General features: G+C 54.6%; 14 protein-coding genes. 6 read left to right on the top strand and 8 right to left on the bottom strand.

The annotated features are described in order from the left end of the window. Positions 1-77: 77 nt before the first annotated feature. The 6 genes from F3I21_RS19105 to F3I21_RS19130 form a co-directional block, all read right to left on the bottom strand. Positions 78-1,067 (bottom strand): sulfate ABC transporter substrate-binding protein, encoded by a 990-nt coding sequence (locus F3I21_RS19105; protein WP_021507046.1) that lies wholly within the window; start codon positions 1,065-1,067, stop codon positions 78-80. 147 nt (positions 1,068-1,214) lie between these two features. Further along, positions 1,215-2,177, bottom strand: coding sequence for a 6-phosphofructokinase (gene pfkA / locus F3I21_RS19110; protein ID WP_021507047.1), 963 nt, complete (start codon positions 2,175-2,177; stop codon positions 1,215-1,217). 207 nt (positions 2,178-2,384) lie between these two features. Continuing rightward, positions 2,385-3,287 carry a CDF family cation-efflux transporter FieF gene (fieF, locus tag F3I21_RS19115; RefSeq protein ID WP_058775485.1) on the bottom strand — a complete coding sequence of 301 codons (903 nt, stop codon included), beginning with the start codon at positions 3,285-3,287 and terminating at the stop codon, positions 2,385-2,387. 277 nt (positions 3,288-3,564) lie between these two features. Then, positions 3,565-3,867 carry a TM2 domain-containing protein gene (locus tag F3I21_RS19120; RefSeq protein WP_150059540.1) on the bottom strand — a complete coding sequence of 101 codons (303 nt, stop codon included), beginning with the start codon at positions 3,865-3,867 and terminating at the stop codon, positions 3,565-3,567. A 101-nt stretch (positions 3,868-3,968) separates the two neighbouring features. Continuing rightward, positions 3,969-4,211 (bottom strand): ogr/Delta-like zinc finger family protein, encoded by a 243-nt coding sequence (locus F3I21_RS19125; protein WP_150059541.1) that lies wholly within the window; start codon positions 4,209-4,211, stop codon positions 3,969-3,971. Positions 4,212-4,270: 59 nt separating this feature from the next. Then, positions 4,271-5,377, bottom strand: coding sequence for a phage late control D family protein (locus F3I21_RS19130; RefSeq protein ID WP_150059542.1), 1,107 nt, complete (start codon positions 5,375-5,377; stop codon positions 4,271-4,273). Between the two features lie 146 nt (positions 5,378-5,523). On the opposite strand from F3I21_RS19130, the gene F3I21_RS19135 reads away from it, so the two are divergent. The 6 genes from F3I21_RS19135 (at position 5,524) to F3I21_RS19160 (ending at position 11,266) form a co-directional block, all read left to right on the top strand. Next, positions 5,524-6,714 (top strand): phage tail sheath subtilisin-like domain-containing protein, encoded by a 1,191-nt coding sequence (locus tag F3I21_RS19135; RefSeq protein ID WP_150059543.1) that lies wholly within the window; start codon positions 5,524-5,526, stop codon positions 6,712-6,714. A gap of 11 nt (positions 6,715-6,725) precedes the next feature. Continuing rightward, positions 6,726-7,238, top strand: coding sequence for a phage major tail tube protein (locus F3I21_RS19140; protein WP_058758060.1), 513 nt, complete (start codon positions 6,726-6,728; stop codon positions 7,236-7,238). A gap of 59 nt (positions 7,239-7,297) precedes the next feature. Further along, positions 7,298-7,597: a phage tail assembly protein gene (locus F3I21_RS19145; protein ID WP_150059544.1), complete on the top strand. Its 300-nt coding sequence runs from the start codon at positions 7,298-7,300 to the stop codon at positions 7,595-7,597. Positions 7,598-7,680: 83 nt separating this feature from the next. Then, entirely contained in the window at positions 7,681-7,746 is a 66-nt protein-coding gene (locus F3I21_RS23635) for a GpE family phage tail protein (protein WP_370515561.1), read from the top strand. Positions 7,747-8,108: 362 nt separating this feature from the next. After that, the gene (locus F3I21_RS19155) at positions 8,109-10,820 is read left to right on the top strand and encodes a phage tail tape measure protein (protein ID WP_223815721.1); all 2,712 of its coding nucleotides are present in this window, start codon (positions 8,109-8,111) and stop codon (positions 10,818-10,820) included. 8 nt (positions 10,821-10,828) lie between these two features. Further along, a complete protein-coding gene (locus F3I21_RS19160) occupies positions 10,829-11,266 on the top strand; it encodes a phage tail protein (RefSeq protein ID WP_150059546.1) in 438 nt (145 codons plus the stop codon). Between the two features lie 111 nt (positions 11,267-11,377). On the opposite strand, the gene F3I21_RS19165 is transcribed toward F3I21_RS19160, so the two are convergent. Both F3I21_RS19165 and F3I21_RS19170 read right to left on the bottom strand, forming a co-directional pair. Then, positions 11,378-11,692: a DUF1493 family protein gene (locus tag F3I21_RS19165; RefSeq protein WP_150059547.1), complete on the bottom strand. Its 315-nt coding sequence runs from the start codon at positions 11,690-11,692 to the stop codon at positions 11,378-11,380. A gap of 13 nt (positions 11,693-11,705) precedes the next feature. After that, positions 11,706-12,143 (bottom strand): STM2901 family protein, encoded by a 438-nt coding sequence (locus F3I21_RS19170; RefSeq protein WP_150059548.1) that lies wholly within the window; start codon positions 12,141-12,143, stop codon positions 11,706-11,708. Positions 12,144-12,321 lie beyond the last annotated feature (178 nt).

A 12,321-nucleotide genomic window follows, 5' to 3' on the forward strand; every position in this document is an offset into this window, starting at 1 on the left:
AAAGTCACGGCTTTTTCCGCGCCGTAAAGCAAAACGGCCAGCGCAGGGCTGACCGTTTCGTCATGATGAAAACGCGGTTACGGTTTCATGACCTGATCGTAGCTGCCGCCGTCGGCAAAGTGTGCTTTCTGCGCTTTGCTCCAGCCGCCAAACTTGTCATCGATGGTGAACAGCTTAACCGGCGCGAAGCTGCTGGCAAACTTCTTCGCCACCTCAGGATCGCGCGGGCGATAGAAGTTTTGCGCCGCGATGGTCTGGCCTTCCGGTGAGTAGAGATATTTCAGATACTCTTCCGCCACCTTACGCGTGCCCTGTTCATCCACCACTTTATCGACCACGGAGACCGTCGGTTCGGCGAGGATCGATTCGCTCGGCGTAACGATTTCAAACTTGTCTTTGCCCAGCTTATCAACGGCCAGATAGGCTTCGTTTTCCCATGCAATCAGCACATCACCGATACCGCGCTCAACGAAGGTATTGGTCGCGCCACGTGCACCGGAATCCTGCACTTCAACGTTTTTGAACAGCGCCCGGACGTAAGCCAGCGCTTTGGCCTGGTCACCGTGGTTCTGGTCCAGCGCCCAGCCCCAGGCCGCCAGATAGTTCCAGCGTGCGCCGCCGGAGGTTTTCGGGTTTGGCGTGATCACGGAAACGCCTGGCTTAATCAGATCCGGCCAGTCATGAATGCCTTTAGGATTGCCTTTGCGCACCAGGAACACGATGGTGGAAGTATAAGGTGCCGAGTTATCCGGCAGACGCTTGATCCAGTTTTTATCGATACGACCACGGTCAGCAATAGCATCCACGTCGGACTGCAGCGCCAGCGTCACCACATCCGCGCGGATGCCATTGATCACGGACGTCGCCTGCTTACCCGAACCGCCGTGCGACTGGCGGATCACCACGTTATCGCCGGTCTCCTGCTTGTAGTGCGCGCTAAACGCTTTGTTGTACTGCTCGTACAGCTCACGGGTTGGATCGTAAGAGACATTTAACAGCTGAATATCCTTTGCCAGAACACTGGTTGAAGCCAGTAACAGGGTGACACCAATACTCCACTTGTTCATTGCTTGCTCTCCCGAGGTCGTTATAGAACAAGACTGACACAAAGCAATCCATGGATTAAAGAATTAAAAATAAGCTGTTATAACTATGGAGAATATAGCAAGGCATAAAAAAGGGCGCGAAAGCGATCGCGCCCGATTTATCGTTGATTAGTAGAGTTTTTTCGCGGTATCCAGCCAGTCGCGCTTGAACGGACGCTTCATGTTTTCGATAGCGTCGATGATGTCATGATGCACCATCTTCTCGTTCTGAATACCCACGCAGCGACCACCGTAGCCCTGCAGCAGCAGCTCAATTGAATAAGCGCCCATACGTGATGCCAGGATGCGGTCGTAAGCGCATGGCGCACCGCCGCGCTGGATGTGGCCGAGCACGGTGGCACGGGTTTCACGCTTGGTTTCCGCTTCAATAAAGTGCGCCAGATCGTCGATGTCACAGATGTGTTCGGTGATCGCCACGATGGCGTGTTTTTTACCTTTCGCAATGCCAGCCTGGATTTCTGCCACCAGCTCTTCGCGCGTGTAAGGGATTTCAGGCAGCACGATGAACTCACAACCACCGGCGATGGCCGCCGCTAAGGTCAGGTCACCGCAGTAGCGGCCCATCACTTCTACGATGGAGATACGCTGATGCGAAGAAGAGGTGTCGCGCAGACGGTCAATCGCTTCAACCACGGTTTCCAGCGCGGTGAAATAACCGATGGTGTAATCGGTACCGGCGACGTCGTTATCGATGGTGCCCGGCAGGCCAATGCACGGGAAACCCATTTCGGTCAGGCGTTTGGCACCCATGTAAGAACCGTCACCGCCAATCACCACCAGCGCATCAATGCCGCGCTTTTTCATGTTCTCGATCGCGACCTGACGTACTTCTTCGTTGCGGAACTCCGGGAAACGCGCCGAGCCGAGGAAGGTGCCGCCGCGGTTAATCATGTCCGACACGCTGTAGCGGTCGAGGTTGATCATGCGGTCTTCGTATAAACCCAGATAGCCGTCATAAATACCAAAAACTTCAAGGCCTTCACTCAGCGCGGAACGGACAACTCCGCGAATGGCTGCGTTCATGCCTGGGGCGTCGCCGCCGCTGGTCAGTACTCCGATTTTTTTGATCATGACAACCTCTGGATTGTTCAAAACTAAGGATTATTCCTGCCTGTCGACCGGTGTGGACCAGCTCGCGATCGCACGGCTTAATAGTTGCAGATAGTATATCAAAGGCTTGATGCTGAATTGATTCAGGTCAGACAAGTTTTCGCTAATTTTTTACAGAGTTGTTAGCGTTACGTCATTTTTTTTACGCAATACTATGTTTTATAACGGCTAAAACTGAAAAAAACCCTGCTGATTTTGCGGCACAACAGAACAGGGGTCCTGATGAATAATCACATCTGAGCCGGGAAATTTTTGCCGTAATGCCTGCTCAATTTGATCGGCCACCTGATGCGCCTGCACCAGCGGGAGATGATCGTCCATCTCCAGATGAAGCTGAATAAACCGCGTCGGGCCAGACTGCCGCGTACGTAACGCATGGGCACCGCGCACGCCGGGCCAGTGGCTTACCAGCGCGATAATCGCCTGTTTTTCCTGCTCCGGCAGCGCACGATCCAGCAGCGACTGCACCGCTTCATAGCCCATGCGCAGCGCGTTATAGAGGATATATACGCCGATGCCGAGCGCAAACAGCGCATCCGCACGCTTAAAACCATAACTGCTTAAGCCCAGCGCAACCAGAATGGCACCGTTCATCACCACATCCGACTGATAATGCAGCATGTCCGCGCGAATCGCCTGGCTGCGGGTACGCCGCACCACCCAGCGCTGAAAAGCGACCAGCACCAGCGTGGAGCTGAGGGCGATCAGCGTCACGACTACGCCAACCAGCGGCGCGCGCAGCGTTTCCGGCGTGGCCAGATGCTGTAGCCCGGTAAGAAACAGAAACAGCGCCGATCCGGAGATAAACATGCTTTGCGCCAGTGCCGCCAGCGATTCCGCTTTACCATGACCAAAGGTGTGATCGTCATCGGCAGGCTGCAATGAATAGCGCACCACCAGCAGATTGGTCAGTGACGCGGCGATATCGACCAGCGAATCCACCAGCGCCGCCAGCACGCTGACCGAACCGGTGTACCACCAGGCGAAAATTTTCACGATTAGCAATAGCGTTGCCAGCGTGGTCGCCGCCAGCGCCGCGCGGTTTACCAGTTTTGCGTAGGAAGGTTCCATGCCTTGCCTCGTCAGGCGCTGCAGCACGCCATGCAGTGGAAAATGGCTCAAGTTTATCACCGTCCCGTGCAGACTGCGTGACAGGATAGCGAAACGGATGCAGTTTGCCCGCGAATTCAGGGCAAAAAAAACCCCGCCATCATGGCGGGGAAGACAGGGATGGTGTTCATTTAATGATTTTATTTAATTGAAATAAAAGGATTTATTTCAAGCAGTGTCCACCTATTGACCACATCGTAAAAAACCCCGCTTATCTAGCGGGGTTTGCTTTAACTCGTTAGCCATACTTTCTGGCGAAATCTTCGTCAGAAGAGCACAGGTACAGAATGAATTCGACAAAGGCAATAATTGCTGGAATAAACGTCCAGCAGAAAATGAGATAAAGCAGCCCCTGCCCAACACGACCTAAATAAAATTTATGAACCCCAAACCCTCCAAGGAAGAATGCCAGCAGCGCTGCTGCAATACGGCTCTTATTTCCCTGTGCTTGGGTTGATTGAGTTGCACCGCAGTGTGGGCAAGCCTTTGCAGACTCATGAATTTCCTTACCGCAACCACGGCAAAAAACCATTCCAGACATAATCACTCCATAATTAATTTGTTTTAAGTCATCCGATTATCGGCAGACCTATGCCAAACCTTTACTCAAAAAAACGCCCCTTTTAAGGGGCTGGGTTTACTTCAAAGAGTCAAACTCAACTGGTTTTCACCGTAGTTAGACCGAGGAAAAGCACCTGCCGGAATCACATGAGCCCTGGCGGAAGGCGTCACATTGTTCAGGTAATTTTCTACTGTCTCCAGAGTAGTGAATGACTGCCCGCACAGCATGTTCGTGCACTGGTGATAGCTGCGACGAGTTTCTTTGCTGAGCATCAGGCTGGTACGGGTTCTTGCGGCGGCGTTACACTTTGGGCAGGTGAACATAAGACCTCACCACTTCTGATTAAACTCGCCGATAGTTTAAGAGATGTCTGATTTATAATCTATTCATCATCAGTATTTTCTTCCGCATCCCAGTCCGTGATGCGCACTTCAAGTTCCAGCCCGGTGATGAATCCGTTTTCATCAATCGTGTTATTCACTCGTCTGATCACCCAGTCCGCTGCATCAATGGTTGGCTTGAAGCCTGACACGTTAGCATGCAGCTCAGGAAATAAATCAGCCCTGCCGCGTGCCAGGGTGATGGTAAATTCCGCAGCCCCGCGCTGTAGCTCACTCCATTTTGCCGCCGCCGCTCGCCTTGCCGCCCGTTCAGTTTTAAACGTCTGCCGCATTACAAATACGTTGCCTTCAGCGCCCTCAACGTAATCACCCTCTTTTTTGCTTGAGGCCGGCGCGGTTTCAACCTTCTTCTTACGCCGGCGCTTGACCGTGGTGGGCTTTTTCCTGCCAAAATTAAGATCCAGCCAGTATGCCTGCACCCCGGTATAAGCATCGCGGTCTGCCACCCGGAACGAATGGCTGTCGCCGCTGGCGCGCGTAATGGTCACCGCCGGCAGCACCCGACCGCTTGCCGATACCCCCCTGCCCGGCACGATAAACAGCAGGCAGCCATTTTTTACGGTTGTGACCGCACCCAGCATGCGCGCCATGCGCGTCAGAAAACTGATGTCAGATTCACTGGTCTGGTCTGCATGATCGATGCCGATATCCTTCAGCGACACACTGACTGCCGGTTTGAGCCTGTAACGTCCGGCAATTGCTGATACTACGTCACCCACAGTAACGTTATGCCAGCTGTACTCGCGCTTTACGTTGAAATCATCCCGGAAATCAGCACTGCGCCCCGTAATAACCAGCCTGTCAGGCGGCCCCTGATGGGTTATCTCATCCACGACAAAGAGCCCTTTACTGACTAGCGCCTCGCCCTGCCAGCCGAAAGCTACGCTGATTTCCGCTCCGCGAGCCGGCATAGATACCAGTCCGTCTGAATCATCAATCGTCAGTTCAACACGGTCAGCCTCAAAGCCGCGATTGTCCGTGTGCGTCAGCGACATCAGGCGCGCATCAAGACTGGCAGACGTGTTTCCGTCAATTGTCAGCCGGAATGCCGGGCGAGGCGTTAAATCGTTATCAAGAATGTTCAGCATAATTTCCCCCTGTCGCATCCTCCCGCGTGCGCGAGAGTTACGCCAGCCGGCAGCCGTTGTAAGCCGCCTGTGACAACCGCCTGCGCGTGAACTGAAGAGGGTAACTGGTGATGATGGGTCACTCATCAACGAGAGGCAAAATAACCATGAGCGACACTTATCACCACGGCGTGAGGACGAAGGAGACGACCGATCTCAGCACGCTTATTCGCGATATCGACACATCAACTATTGGTGTGGTCTGTATCGCGGACGATGCCGATTCCGCAACATTCCCGTTAAATACGCCGGTGCTGATAACCCGCGTCAACAGCGTGCTGGGAAAAGCCGGCAAAAAAGGCACCCTTTACACCACGCTAAAAGCCATTTCAGACCAGGCCAGCCCAAAGGTAATCGTTATCCGCGTACCGGATGCATCAACCTATGTTCCTGCCGATGGAGAGAACAAACCGACGCAGGAACAGCTAATCATCGGCGGAGTGAACGCCGAAGGTCGCTACACCGGTCTGTTTGCGCTGCTTTCAGCACCGGCAAGCGTGAGTGAAACACCGCGCGTGCTGGCCGTTCCGGGACTGGATTCAGAAGCCGTCGCAGCCCAGCTTGGCGTTATTGCCGAAAAGCTTCGCGCCTTCGCTTATGTGAGTGCTTACGGTTGTAAAACCATCGCTGAGGCTAAAACCTACCGCGAGACTTTTGCACAGCGTGAACTGATGGTTATCTGGCCGGAATTTATCGCCTACAGCTCTGCCACGGCCAAAAATGAAACCATCCCGGCCACCGCTTATGCCGTGGGCCTGCGTGCAAAAATCGACGCCGATCAGGGCTGGCATAAAACACTGTCTAACGTGGTGGTCAATAACGTGCTGGGTATTTCCGCAGACGTTTACTGGTCACTTCAGGGCACCGATACCGATGCCGACGAGCTCAACAGTAAGGGGATTACCACGCTGATTAAGCGCGACGGCTTCCGCTTCTGGGGCTCACGTACCTGCGATGCGGAAATTTATACCTTTGAAAGCTACACCCGCACCGCGCAGATTCTGGCGGACATGATCGCGGAGGCGCATTTCAGCTATATCGATAAGCCGCTGACGCCGACTCTGGTTAAAGACATTGTGGATGGCATCAATCAGAAAGGTTCTGCACTGGTAACGGCCGGTCGCCTGCTCGGCTTCAGCTGCTGGTATGACAAAAACGACAACGGCACATCCGATCTGCGCGATGGCAAGGCAACCATCCGCTACAAATACACGCCGGTCCCGCCGCTGGAGCAGCTGGGACTGATTCAGGAATTTACTGACGAATACTTTGCCGTATTTGATCAGCTCTCTGCGTAACGGGGGAACGTATGTCATTACCTAAGAAATTATTTTTGTTTAACACCTTCCTGAACGGCGCAAGTTTTCTGGGCCAGGCGGAAGAGATCACAACTCCCAAGCTGACGCGCAAAACCGAAGATTATCAGGGCGCGGGCATGGTAGGCGCAGCAGCGGTACACATGGGCTTTGAAGCCGGCGCGCTGGACATGGAAATGACCATGGGCGGCCTGTCCGTGGAAATGCTCAAAACCTACGGTGCGAACATCGACGGTACGCAGCTGCGCTTTGCTGGCTCTTACTCTGACGACGCCACCGGCGAGGCTATTGCCTGCGAGATTCAGACGCGCGGACGTATCACCGAAATGGACTGGGGGACAGCCAAACAGGGGGACAATACTCAGCACAAATACACGCTGAAAAATACCTACTGCAAGATCACTGTTGATGGGAATGAGCTGTTTGAAATCGACCTGCTCAACATGATCTGGAAAGTTGATGGCGTGGATATTCTGGAGAAACACCGCGCCAATATCGGGCTGTAACCACCTCTTTCTGAACTTAACTCACCGGCGGCCGCCGCCGGTTATATGGGAAAACTGAAATGCGTAAACCTGTCATCCTGGTAAAACCGGTCATTCGTAAAAACAGCGAAGTTAAAGAGGTCACTGTAACCGAAGCCATGCAGCAGACCGGCTCACTGCGCGGGCTGAAGCTGTATGACGTAATGACCAGCGACGTTGATTCGCTGATTAAGCTGCTGCCGCGCGTTACCAGCCCGGCGCTCACTGAAGTGGAAGTGTCACAGCTCGATGTGCGTGATTTCGCGGAACTGTCCAAATTGGTTGCTGATTTTTTGGCTCCGTCCTCCGAGACCAGCACGACGGAAGCGGAAGGCGCGTAATCCCGTGTCCGGCGGTACTGACCGATGAACTGATCGCAGATATCGCCGTTATCTTTCACTGGCAGCCGTCCGCGTTTGATGCCATGCCGGTGAATGAATTGCTGGACTGGCATTCCCGCGCGGTAGCCCGTAGCGGAAGCGAAGAATGACAGATCGCAATCTCAATATCCGCGTCGCTTTTGACGCGGTAAACAAGCTCACCAGCCCCGCCAGCGCCGCACAGAAAAGCGCTGCGGCGCTGGCCTCTCAAATCCGTGACACACAATCCTCCCTCAAAGGCATGGAGCGCAATGCGTCGAGTTTCGACCGCCTCGCGCGCGCTGCCAGCAAAACCACTCAGCAATTAGGGGAAGCCAAAGCCAGAGCCAAAGAGCTGCGTGACAGCTTTGGCCCGGCCAAGCAGCGCACCGATGAGCAGACCGCGGCGCTTAAACAGCAGTCAGAAACTATCCGACAGCTCACACGCGCGCAAAATGAAGAGCTGGCCAAGCTTGGCGCGCTTAGTTCCTCCATGCTGCGTCACGGCATCGTACTGAAAACAGGTGCCAGCGCCACGGAGCAGATTAGCCGGCGCACCGATGAATACAACCGCCAGCTTTCCGAACAACAGCGCCGTCTGGCGGCCGTCAGCCGCGCCCAGGCTAATTACGACCGTGCAAAAGAGCGCCGCGACAGCCTGACCGGCGGCGGCATGAAAGCTATCGCCGCCGGCGCCGTGACCGTAGCCCCTGTAGCCAAGTCACTGATCAGCTATGCCAGCATGGAAGATGCCATGAAGGATGTAGCCAAGCAGGTTAACGATCTCCGGGACGCCAACGGCAAGCGCACAGCAGTATATTACGACCTGCAAAAATCCATTAAAGCGGCGAGTGAGACGCTGCCGCTGGAAAACGGAGCGCAGGACTACGCCGCACTCGTTGCCGGCGGCGCACGCATGGGCGTTTCTAACGGTGACGATCCGTGGGCGAAGCAGAAAGCTGACCTGATGAGCTTTGCGAATACCGCCGCCATGGCCGCCACTTCCTTTGACCTGCCGGCGGGCGAACTGGCAGAAAGTCTCGGCAAAATAGCCGGCCTGTACAAGGTTCCTACGCAGAATATTGAGCAGCTGGGCGATGCCCTGAATTACCTGGACGATAACGCGAAATCAAAGGGCGCTGACATTATCGACGTGCTTCAGCGTGTAGGCGGGGTTGCTGATAAGCTGGATTACCGGAAGGCTGCCGCGCTGGGTTCGACCTTCCTGACGCTCGGCGCAGCTCCGGAAATCGCCGCCAGCGCCACAAATGCGATGGTGCGCGAACTCTCTATAGCGACAACGCAAAGCAACAATTTTTTTGACGGCCTGAATACTATCGGCCTCAGCGCTGAAAAAATTCAGAAAGCTATGCCAATAGACGCAATGGGGACGATCATTACTGTTCTGGAAGCCGCCAAGAAGCTCAGCCCGGATAAACAAACGTCAGTACTCACGCAGATTTTTGGCAAAGAATTTGGTGACGACGCAGCCAAATTAGCCAATAACCTGCCCGAGCTCTACCGCCAGTTACAACTGGTGAACGGCGAAGCCTCGAAGGGCTCCATGCGCCGTGAGTCCGATATCAATAAAGACTCTGTTTCTGCTCAATATCTGATTGCCAAAGCTGCAATGAATAACAGCTTCAGCAGCCTGGGCGAAACGCTGCGCGGCCCGGCGCTGAGCGTTATTAATTATGTCACCCGTATCACGCAGAGTTTCCGCGCCTGGGCTGAGGCAAACCCGGCTGTAGTGGCGGCGCTGATGAAGGTAGCGGCAATCATCGGCGTTACGCTTGCCACGCTTGGCGCGCTGGCGCTGACCGTAGGTTCGGTACTCGTACCGATGGCAGCCCTTCGTCTCAGCCTGACGCTGCTGAGCGGCGCGGGAGGCTTCTCCGGACTGATGAACGTGGCGGGCAAAGCGTTTGGCTTTATCACTGGCGGCTTCTCCGGACTGGCAAACGTGGCGCGTGGCGCTATGTCGCTTGTCAGTGGTGGATTCAGCGGTATTGCTACGGTTGTGCGTGCAGCACTGGGCGCACTGGCGGGCGACTTTACCGGGTTTGCCGCCATTGCGCGCGGCGCTATCAGCGTCATGAACGGCGGTTTCAGCCTCCTGCTGAGCCCTGTCGGTTTAATTGCAGCGGCTATCGTAGCCGCAGGCCTGCTTATCTGGAAATTCTGGGGCCCGATCAAAGCCTTTTTCAGTGGGTTCTTTGATGGCCTGCTGTCCGGACTTGCGCCGGTTCGCGCTGCGTTCGCGGGTCTGATGCCGGTTTTTGACGGGATCGGCAACGCTGTGGGCGGCGTGTGGAACTGGTTTAAAAGCCTGTTCGAACCGGTGAACACTTCCGCTGAAACCCTAAAAAAATGCACCGAGGCCGGCCAGACGTTCGGCGTGGTTGTTGGCACAGCCGTGTCCGGCGTGCTCGGCGTTATCCTCAAAGTGGCCGAGGGTATCGGCTGGCTGCTGAAAAAGCTGGGTGCCATACCGGAAGCGGCGAATGCGGCCAAAGAAGTAGCCGGCGCAATGGATGCCGCTGTACCGGCCAAACCCAAAGCCCCGGTGATGTACGTCTGGGATGATAAACAGAAAAAAATGGTCGCACAGGCATGGAATCCCGTGCCGGCATCGACCGTTGCAGCGGCAGTGCAGAATGCACCGCCCAAGCCGCCGGCGACCTCACCTGCTTCCCCTGCATCCGCAGCGTCCGGCTATGACGCCTTAAAAGGCACCAACGCGCCGAAGAAGAAAAAATCCGCCGGCGACAGCGCCAGTGAGGTCAGCGCAGCCGCACGCGATCCCAACAAGCTGGGCGAAATCGTCTTTAAAGATCACCCGCCGGTCATGCCGGTTGTAGGTGACTGGCGTGAACCTGCCGTAAATGCCTCCGCATCGAGCACGGCCGGAATTACCCAGCGAGTGGGCGACATGGTGCGAAGCATCGCGACATGGCCAACACGGGCGCTTTCGGCCGCGATGCCGGTTCCGATCACTCCTGCAGGACGGTCAAAAGCGGACGGTTTGACTTCGGCAGCTATCAGCGCGGCGGCCGGCGGCGATGTCATCAACCTGACAGTTAATTTTTATGAATCCGCAAAAATGGATGAAAAGAGCCTGGCATCCGCTGTGCGCCGGGAGCTTGACGGCCTGCTGCGTGAACGTGATAACCGCCGCCGCTCACAGCTGCGCGACAGAGAATAGGTGAAATTATGATGATGATTTATGGCATGTTCGTTTTCATGCGCCAGACAGCGCCTTATCAGTCGCTGGAGCAGCAGACGGACTTCCGCCACGTTAAGAATGACCGGGTTGGAAAATCCGCAAAATGGCAGTATATCGGCGCGGGAGAGGATACGATTACGCTTACCGGCACGCTATACCCTGAAATAACCGGCGGCGATGTTTCACTGAGCGCGCTGCGCACTATGGCTTACGGCGGCAAGGCATGGCCGTTAATTGAGGGCACCGGCACGATTTACGGCATGTTTGCCATTACCAGCATCCGCGAAAACCGTACCGAATTTATGCAGGACGGCAAAGCGCAAAAAATTGAGTTCACGCTCACGCTGAAAAAACAAAGCGAGGACATTCGCGAAGGGCTGGGGAGCATCACGGCCGGCGACGTGCTTAGCATGATTAACGTGTGATGAGGAGGCCCGCTGTCTGCGGGCTTTTTTACGCCGCGCTACGCTATCTGTAAGCTCTCGTTGCCGCGTTCTCTGTATCCCTCGGATATCCTGAAATAAGAGAGAAAGCCGTCAGGGATATAGCCAGCGCCCCGCTTCAGCAGAAGTTATGAGCATCTTAACGGTGAGTTCAGCAGGCGCATGATGCTCAGTGCGTAAATGCCTCGGTAATAAGGCATTAGGGAGAAATCGAAAACCTTCATTAGGGAAATAACGGTTAAACTCAAAGCCGGTCATATCGATTTTCAGACTTTCTGCATATTCATTAATAAAGTCGCTGGCTTCTTCCGGTAATACGCTCATTTTTCCGGTACTTAGCGAAGCATCATCGGGCATGTTCCAGAAGTATTTTTCAACCAGAGTGCGAACCTGTTTAGCTTTATCCATGACGGATTTATCCCTATTCCCCGGTAATCAGCCTGTAACGCCTGACTACGGCATGAGCAATCATCGAAAGGTCATACATGGTTATGACCGCGCCTATCCACGGCACCCAGCGACCTATATACGCACCCATACTGGTTGTGTAAGCCCACTCACCACGCCACATTTTCGACCAGGTGATTGTGCGATGAGGATTTTTGAAAAGCTGACGAATAAGCATCCGGCTTGCCAGGGATAGAGGACTGGTTCCGCTCGTTGCCCTGCGCGCATCCAGCTTGCCGCTGACAGGCACAAATGGCACGCTGGCGATCATGGAAGCGACAGCAACAATATCCGTAATGCCGGTGAATTTCTTCCTGAACTCATCCAGAATGAGCCAGAATAAAAGCTCATCTTTATCAACGCTCATTCCATCAAAAAAATACTTCCCGTCCAGCTGCTCCGTCGTATCCATATCGTTTCCCTGACATCAATGATGAAATAAGCCTAAAGATAAGATTTCATAATGTCCAGACTGGGGGTGAATTACCGGGCTGGCTGTCAAGTTATCTCATACCTCGTAAAGCCTGACCCGTGGCATAGATGAAATACGTGCGGGAAGTGCAGACGGTGAAAGTGGAGGAAGCGCCGGC

Source organism: Pantoea sp. B_9, from assembly GCF_008632015.1.
Classification (GTDB): domain Bacteria; phylum Pseudomonadota; class Gammaproteobacteria; order Enterobacterales; family Enterobacteriaceae; genus Pantoea; species Pantoea dispersa.

Excerpts from the sequence above, each read along its gene's own strand:
- F3I21_RS19140 (WP_058758060.1), top strand. The coding sequence starts at position 6,726 with ATGTCATTACCTAAGAAATTATTTTTGTTTAACACCTTCCTGAACGGC.
- F3I21_RS19145 (WP_150059544.1), top strand. The coding sequence starts at position 7,298 with ATGCGTAAACCTGTCATCCTGGTAAAACCGGTCATTCGTAAAAACAGC.
- F3I21_RS19125 (WP_150059541.1), bottom strand. The coding sequence starts at position 4,211 with ATGTTCACCTGCCCAAAGTGTAACGCCGCCGCAAGAACCCGTACCAGC.
- F3I21_RS19155 (WP_223815721.1), top strand. The coding sequence starts at position 8,109 with ATGCTGCGTCACGGCATCGTACTGAAAACAGGTGCCAGCGCCACGGAG.
- pfkA (WP_021507047.1), bottom strand. The coding sequence starts at position 2,177 with ATGATCAAAAAAATCGGAGTACTGACCAGCGGCGGCGACGCCCCAGGC.
- fieF (WP_058775485.1), bottom strand. The coding sequence starts at position 3,287 with ATGGAACCTTCCTACGCAAAACTGGTAAACCGCGCGGCGCTGGCGGCG.
- F3I21_RS19165 (WP_150059547.1), bottom strand. The coding sequence starts at position 11,692 with ATGGATAAAGCTAAACAGGTTCGCACTCTGGTTGAAAAATACTTCTGG.
- F3I21_RS19160 (WP_150059546.1), top strand. The coding sequence starts at position 10,829 with ATGATGATGATTTATGGCATGTTCGTTTTCATGCGCCAGACAGCGCCT.
- F3I21_RS19105 (WP_021507046.1), bottom strand. The coding sequence starts at position 1,067 with ATGAACAAGTGGAGTATTGGTGTCACCCTGTTACTGGCTTCAACCAGT.
- F3I21_RS19120 (WP_150059540.1), bottom strand. The coding sequence starts at position 3,867 with ATGTCTGGAATGGTTTTTTGCCGTGGTTGCGGTAAGGAAATTCATGAG.
- F3I21_RS19135 (WP_150059543.1), top strand. The coding sequence starts at position 5,524 with ATGAGCGACACTTATCACCACGGCGTGAGGACGAAGGAGACGACCGAT.
- F3I21_RS19130 (WP_150059542.1), bottom strand. The coding sequence starts at position 5,377 with ATGCTGAACATTCTTGATAACGATTTAACGCCTCGCCCGGCATTCCGG.
- F3I21_RS19170 (WP_150059548.1), bottom strand. The coding sequence starts at position 12,143 with ATGGATACGACGGAGCAGCTGGACGGGAAGTATTTTTTTGATGGAATG.